Origin of the sequence: Aureimonas glaciei (assembly GCF_014643375.1) — a bacterium.
Taxonomy (GTDB): domain Bacteria; phylum Pseudomonadota; class Alphaproteobacteria; order Rhizobiales; family Rhizobiaceae; genus Plantimonas; species Plantimonas glaciei.
The window spans coordinates 67946-83626 of record NZ_BMJJ01000007.1 but is presented as its reverse complement, the minus strand read 5'-3'; the positions used below and the strand labels follow the sequence as shown (position 1 = coordinate 83626).

Below are 15681 nucleotides of genomic sequence, written 5' to 3'. Positions count from 1 at the left end.
AGTGCGCTGGCCAAGGGGTGGCGAGGTTGCATCGCAACGTGCGAAAGTGCTATCCGGAACGGGATCGACATGCGTCTTTAAGAGTGTCCACCCGACCGAAAACCGCGCCGGCCCGGGCAACGTCCTGGGTTACGCCAAGAAGAAAATAGGAACGTTTCATGGCCGATCGCTTGCAGAACCTGCAGGACGTCTTTCTGAACACCGTCAGGAAGCAAAAGATTTCCCTGACCATCTTCCTCGTCAACGGCGTCAAGCTGACGGGCGTGGTCACCTCCTTTGATAATTTCTGCGTGCTGCTGCGCCGCGACGGCCATTCGCAGCTCGTCTACAAGCACGCCATTTCGACGATCATGCCATCGCAGCCGGTGAACATGTTCGAGACCGAAGAACCGGGACAAGCCTGATTGACCGAATTCGACGAGACGCGGCCGAAAGGCCCTATCGAGCATAAGGCTGTCGTGACGCGGGCAGGGGTGTTCCTGCCCCTTCTCAAGAAGGTGCAGCTGGCCGAGGACCGCGCCAGCGCCGGGTCCGACGTCGTCCGGCGCGCCGACGAGCAGCGGCTCGAGGAGATCTGTGGCCTGGCCGCAGCGATCGATCTGGAGATCGTGGCGAGTGGCATCATTCCCGTCTCCAAGGCCCGGCCGGCGACGCTGATCGGGGCCGGCAAGGTGGAGGAGCTGAAGGGCGTCGTCGCCGCCGAGGAGATCGGCCTCGTCATCGTCGACCACCCGCTGACACCGGTGCAGCAGCGCAATCTCGAAAAGGAACTGGGCACCAAGGTGCTCGACCGCACCGGCCTGATCCTCGAGATCTTCGGGCGCCGCGCCCGCACGAAGGAAGGCCGGCTGCAGGTCGAGCTGGCGCATCTGAACTACCAGAAGGGCCGGCTCGTCCGCTCCTGGACGCATCTGGAGCGCCAGCGTGGCGGTGCCGGCTTCCTCGGCGGCCCCGGCGAGACGCAGATCGAATCCGATCGGCGCCAGCTGCAGGAGCGCATCAAGCGGCTGGAGAAGGATCTCGAGGCCGTCCGCCGCACCCGCACGCTGCACCGAGCCAAGCGCAAGAAGGCCCCGCATCCGGTCATCGCGCTCGTCGGCTACACCAATGCCGGCAAATCGACCCTGTTTAACACCATCACCGGCGCCTCGGTGCTGGCGCAGGACCTGCTGTTCGCCACGCTCGATCCGACGCTCCGCCGCATCACCCTGCCGCACGGCACGGAAGTGATCGTCTCGGACACGGTCGGCTTCATCTCCGACCTGCCGACGCATCTCGTCGCCGCCTTCCGGGCGACGCTGGAAGAAGTGGTCGAGGCCGAGCTCATTCTCCACGTGCGCGACATGAGCGATCCCGACGCCTCGGCGCAGGCCAGCGACGTCAACAAGATCCTCGCCGATCTCGACATCGACACCGCCGATGCGGGGCACCTCATCGAGGTCTGGAATAAGGTCGATCTCCTCGACGAGGCGGCCCTTTCGCAGTTGCAGACGGCGGCGGAAAACCGCGCCGATGGCCACGGCGTCCACCTCGTCTCGGCGCTGACGGGAGAGGGTCTCGCTGCGCTTCTCTCCGACATCGAGAAGCGCATCGGCGGCGTTCTGGGCGAGGTGACGCTGACCATCCAGCCCGCCGCGCTGTCGCTCCTGCCCTGGCTCTACGAAAACGCCTCCGTCCAGAGCCGCGTCGACCAGGAAAATGGCGCTGTCGAGCTGACGGCCGAGATCACCACGCAGGCCCATGCGGAACTCAGACGCCTCGCCGAGAAGAACCCCGGCCTGCACATCGACTGACGCTGGCTGCGGCCCTCGGGCCGCAGCGGCGCCGCTCCTCGACCGGCACGGGGCGGCGTATCGCCGTGCCTGGAATGGCCTAACGCCATTCCTTATCCACTCCCCCAGGCCGCATGATCCCGTGGAAGGCCTGATGCGGCCTCAGACCGGAACGGCCTGAGCCTTCCGCTTCGCCTCGACCCAGAGCGCCTCCATCTCGTCCAGCGACGCAGCTTCCAGCGATGCGCCGCGGGCCACGAGGCTCTCCTCGATATGGTTGAAGCGGCTGCGGAACTTCAGGATGCAGCGGCGCAGCGCCTTTTCCGGATCGAGGCCGTGATAGCGCGCGAGGTTGACGAGGCTGAACAGAAGGTCGCCGAACTCGTCCTCCATGGCATCCGCGTCGCCTTCCGTCAGCGCGCCGTCGAATTCGGCGAATTCCTCGGCGATCTTGGCATGGATCGGCGCCGCCGCGTCCCAGTCGAATCCGACCCGCGCCGCGCGCTCCTGAACCTTCAGCGCCAGCGTGAGGGCGGGAAAGTTCGAGGGCACGCCGTCGAGCAGCAGAGGCGAGGCGCCGGCGAGCGCCGTCGCGCCCCAGCCGTCGCCGCCGGAAGCGGCGCGCGCCTGTCGTGCCGCGGCCTTTTCGGCCCGCTCCTCAGCCTTGATCCGCTCCCACTGACCCTTGGCCGACCGGGCGCTGCGCGCGGTCTCGTCGCCGAAGACGTGCGGATGCCGGCGGATCATCTTCTGGGTGATGCCCTCGACCACGTCCTCGAAGCGGAACAGTCCTTTCTCTTCCGCCAGTCGCGCGTGGTAGACGACCTGCAGCAGCAGGTCTCCGAGTTCCTCGCGAAGATCTTCGGCATCGCGCCGCTCGATCGCGTCGGCGACCTCGTAGGCTTCCTCGATGGTGTAGGGCGCGATCGTCTCGAAGGATTGCTCGACGTCCCACGGGCACCCCCCATCCGGGTTGCGCAGGGCTGCCATGATTTCGATCAGACGGGCGATGTCGCGCGAAGGCTGCATGAAGTTCTCTCTGTTCGACGGCCGGGCGCCCGCCAAGGTCTCCCTCGAATCCGGGCACCATGCCGAGAGATCGCTCGACCGGCAAGCCGGGGAGGGCCAGACGCCGGAAGCGTCGATATTCCGCGTCCGGCTTAGATTTGAGGCGGATCAATGCCGTAAGCGATGCGGTCATGGCAAAGTGCGGAGAATTGCGGGCCATCGGATCATCGCCCTGCTGGCGCCAGCGGCGCCCCTCGGTCCCTTAACCCCTTCGCGGGCATCCGCCAGCCGTGTCGGAAGCGCGATGTCGCAAAGAATGGAACAGACCTCGATGGCTGCCCCGCTGGCCTCCGCCATCCCGATTCTGCCGCCGGTCGAACGCGGCAAGCGATTGGACGGCCTCGCCGGGCAGGTGGGCATTGTCTGGGCCGGCGCGGGTCTCGCCGCCGGTGCCGCGGCCTATGCGGCCGGCCGGTCGGATCTGGCCAGCCTTTTCTGGTCGGCCAGCGCGCTGCCCGTCCTCGTTCTCCTGGTCCTGCAGATCCTCGATCATCTGCGACGGGGCGATGTGGGCCTGGATCTCGTCGCGGCGCTGGCCATGGGCGCCGCCCTGTCGATCGGCGAGGCGCTGGCCGCGGCCGTGGTCGCGCTGATGTATGCCGGTGGACAGGCGCTGGAGCGCTTTGCCGAGGGCCGCGCCGGTCGCGACATGAACGCGCTGCTCGACCGGGTGCCGCGCTTTGCAACGCGCTACAGCGGGGATGGAATGGAAACCGTGCCGATCGCGCGCATCGCGGTCGGTGATCGGCTGCTGGTCAGGCTGGGCGACGTCCTGCCGGTCGACGGGGTGGTGATGGGAACGGTGCTTCTCGACGAGGCGGCGCTGACTGGCGAATCGATCCCGGTTCGGCGGCAGCGGGGCGAGGCGGCCATGAGCGGATCGACCAATGCCGGGCCGGCCTTCGACCTTGTGGCCAGCGAGCCGGCGGCCCGCAGCACCTATGCCGGCATCGTCCGGCTGGTGGATGCCGCTTTGCGCGCCCAGGCGCCAATGGCCAGACTCGCCGATCGCTATGCGCTGGGCTTCATGCTGGTGACCCTCGTCCTCGCCGCGTCGGCGTGGTGGTGGAGTCAGGACCCGATCCGCGCCGTCGCCGTCCTGGTGGTCGCGACGCCCTGTCCGCTGATCCTCGCGGTTCCCGTCGCCATCGTCGCCGGCATTTCGCGCGCCGCGCGCGTCGGCATTCTGGTCAAGGGCGGCGGCGCGCTGGAGGCACTCGGCCGCATCCGGACGCTGGTGGTCGACAAGACCGGAACGCTGACCCACGGCACCGCATCCGTCACCGAGATCCTTCCCGCCAACGGCTTCGACGCCGCCGAGATTCTTCGGCTGGCCGCCAGCCTCGACCGGATGTCTCAGCATGTCGTCGCCAGGGCGATCGTCGCGGCGGCGGAGGCGCGCGGCCTGCCCATCGACATGCCGAGCGATACGAGCGAGCGGGCGGGCGATGGTGTCGAGGGGCGCCTCGGCGATCGGCGCGTGCGCGTCGGCGGCCAGGCCTTCGTCGCCGCGGGCCTGCCGCCGGAAGACGCAGCCCTTCTGGCTGCGGCGGCCCGCCCGGGATCCCTCACCGTGGCGGTGTCGGTCGACGGGCGGCTGGCCGGCACCATCCTGATGCGAGACGGCCTGCGTGAGGGGGTCGGCGCCGTCTTTGCGCGACTTCGGGCGAGCGGCATCCGCCGAATCGTTCTGGCCACTGGCGACCGCCGGGATGTCGCTCTGGCCGTCACCCGCGGCCTGGCCATCGACGAGATCGTCTCCGACCTCCTGCCTGCGGCCAAGATCGAGCTGGTTCGCCGGGAGAAAGAGACGGCCCCGGTGATGATGGTCGGCGACGGCGTCAACGACGCCCCGGCTCTTGTCGAGGCCGATCTCGGCATCGCCATGGGCGCGAAGGGCGCAGCCGCTTCCGCCGAGGCCGCCGACATCATCCTTCTGCGCGATGATCTGGAGGGGTTGGCCGAGGGGATGGAGATCGCACGGCGATCGCGCCGGATCGCGCTGCAGAGCGTCGGCGCCGGTATCGGCCTGTCGACGCTCGGCATGCTGGCCGCTGCCGGCGGACTGCTGTCGCCGGTGGCCGGAGCGCTCATGCAGGAAGCGATCGATGTCGCCGTCATCCTCAACGCCCTCAGGGCCTTGCGGGCCTGAACCCATGCCTCAGCCGGCCGAAAGGAGCGTTCTTGTCCGTAAGCGACTGCTTTCAAATGGCCCCGTTCGAAAAGCGGCAAGTGCTTATCACGCTCTTGTGTTGCAGAATTTATTGCTCAGTGGCTCTAAAGCAGAGAAACCGGGATTGCCCTCGTCCATAAATAAACTTAGATGATTTAGAAGAGTTCTAAAAAAGCGGCGTAGTCCGCGTCGCGAATCAAAAATCGAGGAAACTGAAATGACCCAGCTTCTGCCCTCCGACTCCCTCGGGTTCCTTCTGACGGATGTCTCGCGCCTGTTCCGCCAAGCGTTCGATCGGTCCGTGCAGAATGCCGGCCTGCACCTGACCTCGGGCGAAATCCGGGCTCTGGCGCATGCTTCGCGCTGCGACGGCGCACGGCAGGCCAAGCTGGCGCAGGTGATGGGCGTCGAGCCGATGACCCTGTCGGCCTATCTCGACCGGCTGGAAGCCCGCGGCCTGATCACGCGCACCTGCGATCCGACGGATCGGCGGGCGAAGACCATCAAGGTGACGCCCGCGGCCGGAGAGGTTTTCGACCAGGTGCGGCCGCTCGCCATCGCCCTCTACAACCAGATGATCGAGGGCCTGGACGTCGAGGAAACGGCGATCATGTCCCGCGCTTTGGCCCACATCCGGACCAATCTCGTCGGGATCGACGCGGAAGGCATGGAAGCCCCGCAGGCCGCCCGGCACGCTGCCTGACGACACCCGGGATGCCCAGCGGCAGCGACGCCCCTCTGGCCGCGCGTCGACGGGCCGTATTGCGGTCGACCGGGCAACAGGTCTCGCGCCGGTCGACGCGTTTGCCCTGTGCTTGAGCACGTCGCTCCGTGGCTTGCAGACGGACTATTTCGCGGGTCCAGCAGCCGGGACGACGTCGGCGTCCGCTTCGACCGGCAGACGCGTCGGCTTCAGCCGCAGGGCCGCGACAAGTCCGACGAGGGCAAAGCCGCATGACGTCATGAACAGCGGCGAGAAGGCCGCAGCGTAACTGTTCGCCACCGCCTCGCGGGCGGCCGGCGACAAGGTGGCGATCATGCTCGGCGTCATCTCGGCGATATTGGCGACGCCCGGAATGCTCACCCCCACCCGGGACATGCTGGCGCCGATGATGGCCCCGTAGACCGAGATCACGATCGACGCGCCGCCCATGCGTGACAGCGTCACCGCACCGCTCGCCGCCCCCACGTCACGCCGCGGCGCCGCATTCTGCACCCCGATGATCGGCACCTGCTGGGCAAAGCCGATGCCGATCCCGTGCATCAGCATCAGACCGCCGATCAGCGCGAGCGAGGTGCCGGCATGGACCTGCGACAGCAGCGCAAAGGCGATCGCGCTGCAGGCCGTGCTGGCGATCGCCAGGGGCTTGTAGTGGCCGGTCGCGGAAATGATGCGCCCCGCCGCCAGCGACCCGCAGACGATTCCACCGGTCAGCAGGATGAAGAACAGGCCGGCCGACGTCGGCGACAGCCCGGTGGTGGTCTGCAGGAACAGGGCGAAATAGTTGATCATGCCGATGCCGATCGACCCGCCCATGATCGAGATCACCAAGAGCAGGCTGAACGTCGAATTTCGGAAAAGCTGCATCGGCACGATGGGCTCGGGTGCCCGTCGCTCGACCAGCACGAACAGCGTGGCGCACACGATGCCGACGACGACAACGCCGAGGCTGAAGGGCGAGAGCAGCGATCCGAACAACTGGGCGCTGTCGGCGCCGAGAACGAGGCTGGTCATCGCTAGGGCCAGCAGACCGGCGCCGGCAAAGTCGATCGTCGGGCGGCGGTCCGGCCGGCGCTCGGGCAGCATGAAGAAAAGGCCGGCGAGGACAGCGAAGCCGATCGGCACGTTGACGAGGAAGATCGAGCGCCAGCCGAAGAGATCGCTCATCGTGCCGCCGAGCACCGGCCCGATCGCCCCCGACGCCATCAGCACGAGGCTCGCATAGCTCTGGTAGCGCGCGCGTTCGCGCGGCTCGAACAGATCCGCGTTGATCGCGAAAATCGACACCAGAATGCCGCCGCCGCCGAGCCCCTGGAGCACCCGCGCGGCGATCAGCGTGTTCATCGAAACCGCAAGGCCGCAGACCGCCGAACCCAGCGTGAACAGGCCGATGGCCGCCATCATCACATATTTGCGGCCGTACAGGTCACCCAGCTTGCCGTAGAGCGGCATGACGGCGGAGAGGGCCAGGAGATAGGCCGAGCCGATCCAGCCGAAACGTTCGAGCTGGCCGAACTCGCCGACGATCGTCGGCAGGGCCGTGGAGACGATCTGGTTGTCGAGGGTGGCCATGAACATCGCCGCCATCAGGAACAGGAAGAGCACCAGCCGCCGGCGAGGATCGGCGACGAGAGGAAGGGTCGATTGGGACATGGCAGATCTCCGGCTGGTGGGCGGAGATATGTGCTATTAGCACATATCTGTCAATGTCACCTTTGTCCGGCATGTTCTCAGCCTCGGCGCGCTCTGTTATCATCGCGCCATGACAGTGCCTCAGCCCCAGTACGACCCCAACAATCCCGCTCCGTCGGAAGACCCCGACGTGCTGCGCATCGGCCAGGTGATGACGCGCATGCGGCTGATGACCGGACGCCGGCTGATCGGCCGACTGGCGATCCAGAACGTAGCGCCCGACCTGGAACTGTCGCATCTCGACGTGCTCGATGCGGTGCGTCGCGCCGAGGCGGCGGGGGAGGCGACGGTCGGCGCGATCGCCGCCACGCTGCGCATCGATCCATCGCGTGCCAGCCGGGTCGTGGCCGAGATGGTGGCGCGCAACGTCCTGCGCCGGAAGGCGTCGCAGGCGGACGCCCGGCGCATCGTCCTGGTAATGACGCCGCTCGGCCAGAGGCTGCTGGCGCAGATCCAGGCCCAGAAGCGGGCGCTCATCGCCGATATCGTCGCCGACTGGCCGCCCGAGGACGTCGACGCCTTCGCCACCCTCTTCGACCGTTTCATCGCCGGCTACGAGCGCGTCTTCCAGTCGCTCGACACGCAGACGCCGGGATAGGTGCCGGGCCACGAAGGCGCGGCCGTTTCGCCAGGGCCAGCGGCGAGTCACGATTCGCGGCTGGCATTCCCGCGATCCCGAGGCCCGGCGCCCAGGCAAGGCCGGGCGGGCTTTCGTCGGGCTCCTGCAGCGGGGTTGGATGGTGGCCGCCGCGCGCTTCACGCGAATCCGGCACAGCGACGGAGCATCCTGACGCAGTCGTGATCGGTCCAGCGCGGTGGAGAAGCCGTCGCGGCACCACGTCGCGGGACAGGGTGCCGGGCTTCCGCTAAGCCCTTCGCCATGGGGCCATCACATCTCTGCTTTCCTCCGACGCGCGATGCGGGACTGGCGCGGCTGGCAGACTTCGCGCCGCGGGCCGGGCGGGCTTATGCCGCCGGTCGCAACATTGACGACGGCCCCGAGAACGAGGGCGCGATCTCCCGGCTTTCCCCCTATGTTCGCTATCGCCTGATCACCGAGCGGGAGATCGTCGCCGCAGTGCTCTCCCGGCACGACCTTCCGGCTGCGGGGCAGTTCGTGCGCGAGGTTTTGTGGCGCACCTACTGGAAGGGCTGGCTGGAAATGCGGCCGGCCGTCTGGTCGCGCTTTCTGGAAGAGCGCGACCAGCAGCGCCAGGAATTCTCCGACGTCCGGGCGCTGGCCGATGCCGAGGGCGGCGCGACCGGCATCGAGGGTTTTGACGACTGGGCGCGCGAACTGGTGGCGACCGGCTATCTGCACAATCACGCCCGCATGTGGTTCGCCTCGATCTGGATCTTCACCCTGCGCCTTCCCTGGACGCTCGGCGCCGACTTCTTCCTGCGCCACCTTCTCGATGCCGATGCCGCCAGCAACACGCTGTCCTGGCGCTGGGTGGCCGGACTGCAGACGGTCGGCAAGACCTATCTCGCCACCACCGACAACATCGCGCGCTGTACCAACGGCCGCTTTGCCCCGAAGGGTCTGGCGGAGGTGGCCGTGGCGCTCACCGAAGCCCCCGTTCCTCCGGCCCGCGAAGTGCCCAGCCTCGCGCGACCCGTGACCGGGGAGCCGTCGATGCTGCTCGTCAGCCACGAGGATCTGCATCCCGAATCGTTGCTTTTCCCCGAAGTGCCGATCGCAGCGGCCCTGGTGGTCGTCGATGGCGGGCTGCTGTGGGGCGAGGGCGCCCGCGCCTTCGTCGCCTCGGCGGCCGCGGACACGGCAACGCGCCTTGCCGCGCATTTCGCCTGCCCGGTGGAGATCGCCACCCGCTTCGATGCCGCCGCGCTCCTGGCGGCGGCACGGGCCGCCGGCGTGCGGCAGATCGTGACGCCTTCTGCCCCGGTCGGCCCGGTCGCCGAAGCGTTGGCCGCCATCGCCCCGATCCTGCGGCAGGACGGCATCGAACTCGTCCCAATGCGCCGCTCCTGGGACGACCGTTTTTGGCCGGAGGCGAAAAAGGGCTTCTTCGCCTTGAACCAGTGCATCCCGGCGCTGCTGCGCGACGAGGGCCTGTCGTGAGCGCGCAGCCGCCGAGCTCTCGCCGCCAGGCCCGCCACGACATCGGCCCGCCGCCAAGGGGGCGCTGATGGCTCAGGTCCAAAATCTCGTCCTGGTCCTCGGCGACCAGCTGACGCCGACGCTGACGAGTCTTGCCGCCAGCGACCCGGCACGGGACCGCGTCCTGATGGCCGAGCTCCACGACGAGGCGAACTATGTCCGCCACCACAAGAAGAAGATCGCCTTCCTGTTCTCGGCCATGCGCCATTTCGCCGAGGAGCTCCGCGGCGCGGGCTGGACGGTCGACTACGTCACGCTCGATGCACCGGGCCATCGGGGCAGTTTCACCGCCCAGCTCGCGGCGGCCGTCGCCGAGCACCGGCCGGAGCGGATCGTCGTCACCGAGGCGGGCGAATGGCGCGTGGCAGAGATGATGAAGGGCTGGGGAGAGCGGCTTGCCCTTCCCGTCGATATCCTGCCGGACGACCGTTTCCTCACCACGCCGTCGGCTTTCCGGGAATGGGCGACGGGCCGCAAGCAGCTGCGCATGGAATACTTCTACCGCGACATGCGCCGCCGGACCGGGCTCCTGATGGAGGGCGACCAGCCCGTCGGTGGCCGGTGGAATTTCGATGCCGAGAACCGCAAGCCGGCCGATGTCGATCTCTTCATGCCGCGACCGCGCGCCTATGCCCACGACGCCATCACCAAGGACGTGCTCTCGCTCGTCGCGGCGCGCTTCGGCAATCATTTCGGCGATCTCGAACCCTTCCGCTACGCCGTCACCCGCGCCGATGCCGAGGCCGCCTTCGCCGCCTTCGTGAAGGAGGCGCTGCCCCGTTTCGGCGATTTCCAGGACGCCATGCTCCAGGGCGAGCCTTTCCTCTACCATTCGGTCGTCGCGCAGTACCTCAACTGCGGCCTGCTCGATCCCTTGCGCGTCTGCCGGCAGGTCGAGGAAGCCTGGCGGAACGGCACGGTGCCGTTGAATGCGGCCGAGGGGTTCATCCGCCAGATCATCGGCTGGCGCGAATATGTCCGCGGCATCTACTGGCTGAAGATGCCGGGCTACGAGCGCAGCAATTTCTTCGGCCACGACAGGGCGCTGCCTGATTTCTACTGGACGGCCGAGACCGACATGGCCTGCGTCCGCGCCGCGGTGACGCAGACCAAGGAGGAGGCCTACGCCCACCACATCCAGCGCCTGATGATCACCGGTAATTTCGCGCTGCTCGCCGGCATCGATCCGCACGAGCTGCACGAATGGTATCTGATGGTCTACGCGGACGCCTATGAATGGGTGGAACTGCCCAACACCGTCGGCATGAGCCAGTTCGCCGATGGTGGCCTGCTCGCCTCCAAACCCTATGCGGCGAGCGGCGCCTACATCAACCGCATGTCGAACTACTGCGCCGCCTGCCGCTACGACGTGAAGCAGCGGACCGGCCCGAATGCCTGCCCGTTCAACGCGCTCTACTGGGATTTCATGGCCCGCCACCGCGACAGGGTCGGCCGCAATCCGCGCATGGCGCAGATGGTGCGCAGCTACGACAATTTCCCGGCCGACGAACGGGCGCGGATCGCCGAGAGCGCCGCGACCTTCCTGGCGAGCCTGTGAAAGACAAGCGCTTCACCAAGTCGACCCTGCCGCAGAAGACCTGCGCCGCCTGCGGCCGCCCCTTCGCCTGGCGCAAGAAATGGGCCCGCGACTGGGATGCGGTCAAAACCTGCTCGGACCGCTGCAAGGGCGACTTGCGCCGCAAGAACGCCGCGCCGTCCCCGTGAAAACATGGCGCGGGCCTTGGCGGCCTGGGGCCACGTCTTTCTCACGCGCCATATCGCGAAGGTCTGAACGGTTCCCGGATTCGACCTCCGGCGCGCCCACCCGGCTGGATCCCTGTTCCTGCAGCGCTGCCTTGGATTCGGAACCATGACGCCGTGGGCCGGTTCCCCCAAGGACCGGGCGGATATCCCGCCCTGAAAGAAAGGTTGCGACCATGGCTGATCACGAGACCAAGGGCACGATCAAGGAAGTCGGCGGATCGATCAAGGAGACCGCGGGCAAGGCCGTCGGAAACGAGCGTGTCGAGGCGGAAGGTGCCGCCGACCGCGTCGAAGGCAAGACGGAGAAGAATCTCGGCAAAGTCGAGAATGCCGCCAAGGACGCCGTGCGCTGATTTCAGCGACCGTGTCCGCATCGCGGACAGATGACCGACTGAATGGCCGTCCCGGAAAATCCGGGGCGGCCATTCCCATGTCTCGGCCCATCTCTTGGCCCATGTCTCGGCCAAGTCTTGGGCTCCCATGTCCTGAGCACCGATGTCTCGAGTCCTGTGTCTCGAGCCCTGTCGCGACGCAGTTTCCGCAACCAACTCCGATGGCCCCATGACCCGTAGAACCGTCTCGCTGTCCGTCCTGTGCGCGACGTTCGTCCTTTTGCTGTGGCTGGCGCCGGATGTGCTGCTGGTGGTGTTTGCGGGGATCCTGATGGCCGTTTTCCTGCGCGGCGGCGGTGACTGGGTGGCGGGACGGCTCGGGGTCAAGGGAGGATATGGCGTCGCTATCTTCTGCGTTGCGCTGACGGCGAGCGCGCTCGTCTTCCTCGGCTTTGCCGGGGCGGCGCTGGCGGACCAGGTTCAACAGCTCTGGGATCGGCTTCCCGAAGCGGTCGCCACCCTGCGCAGCTACGTCGACGACCACGCCTGGATCAGCAAGGCGCTCGACAAGTTCGACCCCGCCGCCGTCGCCCCTTCCGGATCGGGTGCGACGTCGGCTCTGTCCTCGACCTTCGGCGCCGTCGGCAATGCGGTGATCATCGCCTTCGTCGGCATCTACGGCGCCGCGGCGCCGTCGACCTACATCCACGGTTTCGTGTCGGTGGTCGCCCCCTCGGCTCGGCCGAAAGCACGGTCGATGCTGGGGGAGTCCGGCATCGCGCTTCAGGGCTGGCTGAAGGCACAGTTCGTGTCGATGGCGGTGGTCGGCTTTCTCACCGGGCTCGGCCTCTGGATTCTCGGCGTGTCGCTCTGGCCGATCCTGGCGGTCCTCGCCGCCTTCCTGACCTTCATTCCCAATATCGGCCCCGTGCTGGCGCTCGTCCCGGCCGTGCTGCTTGGCCTGGCGGACGGCTTCTCGACAGCGCTGTGGATCGTCGCTCTCTACGTCACGGTGCAGGCCATCGAGAGCTACCTGGTCACGCCCCAGGTCCAGGAAAGCGCCGTGTCGCTGCCGCCCGCGCTGACCATCGCCTTCCAGCTCCTGTTCGGCGTGCTCTTCGGGGTCCTCGGACTGGCCCTCGCCACGCCGCTGGCCGCGGTCCTCCTTCGGGTCGGGCGCAAATTCTATGTCGAGGACTATCTCGACAAGGAGGCACCCAGCTTCGACGGCATTCGCTGACGGCCATGGCGCCGAAGAGGCCTGGTCTCATCCGATCCGCGCCAGCCACCCCTTCACCCGCGCCCGGGCTGGCTCCTCGACTGCCTCGTAGAGCCAGTTCGATCCGAGCACCACCACCAGCGTGACCAACCCCAGGACCAGCACCGACAGGCCTGCATCGAGGTTTCGCCCCACGCCAGCGCCCGTCAGGGCACGGGCCATGACCTGGATGACGCTGAGGACGAGGTAGTGGGACATGTAGATCGAGTACGAGATGACCCCGAGACGGACCAAGGGGGCGCGGGAGAGGAGGCGGGCCGGCAATCCCTGGTTCGCGGCCAGAAAGAGGATCAGTAGGGCATAGGCGGGCGGGATCAGGACGTCCGGCCACTCGAAATGCATGGCGAGCAGAATTCCGGCCCCCAGGAGCATCAAAGGGTCGCTGCCGCTCAAAAGGTGCCGCGGCAGCCTGAGGAAGGCGCGATAGGTCAAAATCCCGAGCGTGAACTCGAAGGCACAGCGCAACAGGCCGAAATCCGCCGTTCGGTCGAGATCGGTGCCCTCGGCCGAAATCACCCAAAGGCCCGCCAGGGCCGCCCCTGCCAGCGCCAGGCGCAGCGAGCCGCCATGACGGACCACCAGGATCGTCAGAAGCGGAAAGAGGAGATAGGCGCCGAACTCCGCGCCGATTGACCAGGCCGGGCCGTTCCAGGTGTTATAGGACTGAAGACCGGAGGTCTGAAGGAGCAGGGCGTTGAGAACGAAACCGTAGGCATCGGTGCTATCGCCGAAAGGGCGATCGACCCTCTGGCCCCAATCCAGATGGATCAGCGCGAGCTTGGTCAGCTCCAGCAGCAGAAAGCCCATCAGAATGAGGAAATGCAGGGGATAGATCCGGGCGAAGCGGGCGTCGATGAAGGCGCGAAAGCTGGCCCATGTCACTGTGTCGCTGAACCTGTCGGCATAGGCGTGGGACAGGATGAAGCCGCTGAGGACGAAAAAGAAGTCGACCCAGAGATAGCCCTTGGAAACCAGACCCGTGGTGGCGGCGAGATCGAGGTTCGGCAGAAAGCCGCCGCTGAAGTGGTAGATCACCACCACAAGGGCGGCGATCCCGCGCATGGACGTCAGCGGCGCAAGGTCTGCGCGGGCGGTCGTACTCATCGATGGCCTCATTCACTCGGCAGGATTGGGCTTTGTGGCCGCCCACCGTCACCGGCTCGGCCTGCCCACCTGTCCAAAGCGGAGCAAGCCGTTTTGTTGCAGTGCAGATAGAAATCGAGCGGGAATGGGTGGACACTGCCTATCGATCCGTCTGGTCTTCCCGGTACTCTTCCATGACCTCGTCGACATCGCGGCGATCCTCGGGCGACACCGTCTCCGGCGCCTCGTTGGCGGAAGTGCGTCCGGTCAGGCAGAGCTCGGAGCGGATGGGACGGTGATCGGACCCGACATCCTCCAGCACCTCGAGCGAGCGAACCTGGAATTCGGGCGTGACGAACAGATGGTCCAGCGGCCATCCCAATAGCGGGGTCCGAGCCGGAAAAGTCGCGAAGGTGCCGCGGCCGATGCGCGGGTCGAGATAGCCGCCGATCCGCTTGAACAGTTGCGAGGTATGCGACCAGGCGACATCGTTGAAATCACCGATGGCGAGCACCGGGAGCTTTTCCTCGGCCGCGCGCATGGCGGCAACGGCGATCTCGGCGTCCCGCTCGTCGGTGTCCTGGCCTGGAACGGGCGGTCGGGGGTGCAGGGCGATCACGCGGAACGGGTTGCCCGCGGTCAGTTCGGCATGGACCGAGGGCGTGTCCTTCTCGGCGATCGTCTCGATGCGGCCATCGCGCATGGCGAGATTCGTCGCAAAGATCATGCCGTAGGTATTGCCGAGCGGCCGCGCGAGGACGTTCGGAAATCGCGCCAACTGGGGCGCCAGAGCGTCGGCCCAACGCTGGTCGGTCTCCATCAGCAGCAGGATGTCAGGCTGCGCCCTGCCGATGAGTGCCGTCGTCCGCGCGTAATCTCTGTTGGATTCCAGGACATTCAGCGACAGCAGGCTGAAGCATCGGTCGTCCGACATCGGAAGGTCGTCCGCGAACGTGATTTCGGGTGTCGCCAGCGGCGTGTAGGGGTAGATCCGATAGACTTGCCAGGCGGCCGCCACCGCACACAGGACGGCGATCCATCGGCCCGCAGACCGATCACGCCACAGGGCAAGAACCCCCGCCGCCACCAGCAGCACGAAGATCTGCACCCGGGGAAAGTCCCAGATGCGGATCCACCATTCGTCGGATTCGACGATGCTGAGGGCCGTTGCCAGGACCAGAAGACCCGCGAACAGTCTGACGATGGCGGTGATGATGATGGGACCGTCTCCTTTGGGCACCGCCGCTTCGACCGCGTCCGAGACGGCGATCGGGGGCTCGGCCTGTCCAGATAGAGTTTCCAGCGCAACTGCGTCAACGTGCGGACGCAGTGACTCCATGGACCGGTTCACCGCTGCGGCAGAACGAGGCCCGTGGCCTTCACCCTGTCGCGCGCCGCCTGTTCGCGATCCCGGCGCGTAGCCCTTTATTCGAGGTCATCCGCCTTTCCAGATCCGGATGGTCCGTGGCCGGCGCAGTGAACGGCAGCATACTCGTCGAGAAGTCAGGGACCGGATGCTCGTCCGTGAACGCGGCATCATGAATTCGGGTGCGGGCATCCTCATCTCCTCCGGGGAAGATGCTGGCGGCGCTTTTCGCCTCGGCCATGGCGTGCCCCATAGAAAAGCCCCGCGCGATCTCTCGGCGGGGCCTGGCATTTTTGTTCAAAGCGTCAG

15 protein-coding genes are annotated in these 15681 nt (G+C 66.9%); 10 read left to right on the top strand and 5 right to left on the bottom strand.

The features are described from left to right. Positions 1-158: 158 nt before the first annotated feature. Together hfq and hflX are read left to right on the top strand one after the other, a co-directional pair. Positions 159-404, top strand: coding sequence for an RNA chaperone Hfq (gene hfq / locus IEX88_RS14940; protein ID WP_188852071.1), 246 nt, complete (start codon positions 159-161; stop codon positions 402-404). Then, positions 405-1793 (top strand): GTPase HflX, encoded by a 1389-nt coding sequence (hflX, locus tag IEX88_RS14935; protein WP_188852070.1) that lies wholly within the window; start codon positions 405-407, stop codon positions 1791-1793. Between the two features lie 141 nt (positions 1794-1934). Here the strand turns inward: hflX and mazG are convergent, their stop codons facing one another. Next, complete coding sequence (gene mazG, locus IEX88_RS14930; protein ID WP_188852068.1) at positions 1935-2801, bottom strand: nucleoside triphosphate pyrophosphohydrolase; 867 nt, start codon at positions 2799-2801, stop codon at positions 1935-1937. Between the two features lie 283 nt (positions 2802-3084). Between mazG and IEX88_RS14925 the strand changes: the two genes are divergently transcribed. Beyond that, on the top strand, positions 3085-4992 hold the full coding sequence (locus tag IEX88_RS14925) for a heavy metal translocating P-type ATPase (RefSeq protein ID WP_244640210.1): 1908 nt from the start codon (positions 3085-3087) through the stop codon (positions 4990-4992). 238 nt (positions 4993-5230) lie between these two features. Continuing rightward, positions 5231-5716, top strand: a complete 486-nt coding sequence (locus IEX88_RS14920; protein WP_188852066.1) for a MarR family winged helix-turn-helix transcriptional regulator — start codon at positions 5231-5233, stop codon at positions 5714-5716. A 144-nt stretch (positions 5717-5860) separates the two neighbouring features. Here the strand turns inward: IEX88_RS14920 and IEX88_RS14915 are convergent, their stop codons facing one another. Further along, complete coding sequence (locus IEX88_RS14915) at positions 5861-7387, bottom strand: MDR family MFS transporter (RefSeq protein ID WP_188852064.1); 1527 nt, start codon at positions 7385-7387, stop codon at positions 5861-5863. A 109-nt stretch (positions 7388-7496) separates the two neighbouring features. On the opposite strand from IEX88_RS14915, the gene IEX88_RS14910 reads away from it, so the two are divergent. The 6 genes from IEX88_RS14910 to IEX88_RS14885 all read left to right on the top strand — a co-directional run bounded on the left by IEX88_RS14910 (position 7497) and on the right by IEX88_RS14885 (position 12884). Then, a complete protein-coding gene (locus tag IEX88_RS14910; protein ID WP_188852062.1) occupies positions 7497-8024 on the top strand; it encodes a MarR family winged helix-turn-helix transcriptional regulator in 528 nt (175 codons plus the stop codon). 282 nt (positions 8025-8306) lie between these two features. Next, complete coding sequence (locus IEX88_RS14905; protein ID WP_188852060.1) at positions 8307-9509, top strand: FAD-binding domain-containing protein; 1203 nt, start codon at positions 8307-8309, stop codon at positions 9507-9509. A gap of 67 nt (positions 9510-9576) precedes the next feature. Next, a complete protein-coding gene (locus IEX88_RS14900; RefSeq protein WP_188852058.1) occupies positions 9577-11106 on the top strand; it encodes a cryptochrome/photolyase family protein in 1530 nt (509 codons plus the stop codon). Then, a complete protein-coding gene (locus IEX88_RS14895; protein ID WP_188852056.1) occupies positions 11103-11273 on the top strand; it encodes a DUF2256 domain-containing protein in 171 nt (56 codons plus the stop codon). Before IEX88_RS14900 ends, IEX88_RS14895 begins: the two co-directional genes overlap by 4 nt. Positions 11274-11485: 212 nt before the next feature. Beyond that, positions 11486-11665 carry a CsbD family protein gene (locus IEX88_RS14890; protein ID WP_188852054.1) on the top strand — a complete coding sequence of 60 codons (180 nt, stop codon included), beginning with the start codon at positions 11486-11488 and terminating at the stop codon, positions 11663-11665. Positions 11666-11873: 208 nt separating this feature from the next. Beyond that, positions 11874-12884 carry an AI-2E family transporter gene (locus IEX88_RS14885; RefSeq protein WP_188852052.1) on the top strand — a complete coding sequence of 337 codons (1011 nt, stop codon included), beginning with the start codon at positions 11874-11876 and terminating at the stop codon, positions 12882-12884. 27 nt (positions 12885-12911) lie between these two features. Here IEX88_RS14885 and IEX88_RS14880 read toward each other — a convergent pair whose 3' ends face one another. From IEX88_RS14880 to IEX88_RS14870, 3 genes are all read right to left on the bottom strand, one after another. Continuing rightward, on the bottom strand, positions 12912-14027 hold the full coding sequence (locus IEX88_RS14880; protein WP_188852050.1) for an acyltransferase family protein: 1116 nt from the start codon (positions 14025-14027) through the stop codon (positions 12912-12914). Between the two features lie 139 nt (positions 14028-14166). Continuing rightward, a complete protein-coding gene (locus IEX88_RS14875; RefSeq protein ID WP_188852048.1) occupies positions 14167-15345 on the bottom strand; it encodes an endonuclease/exonuclease/phosphatase family protein in 1179 nt (392 codons plus the stop codon). 40 nt (positions 15346-15385) lie between these two features. Continuing rightward, complete coding sequence (locus IEX88_RS14870; protein ID WP_188852046.1) at positions 15386-15613, bottom strand: hypothetical protein; 228 nt, start codon at positions 15611-15613, stop codon at positions 15386-15388. Positions 15614-15681: the final 68 nt, after the last annotated feature.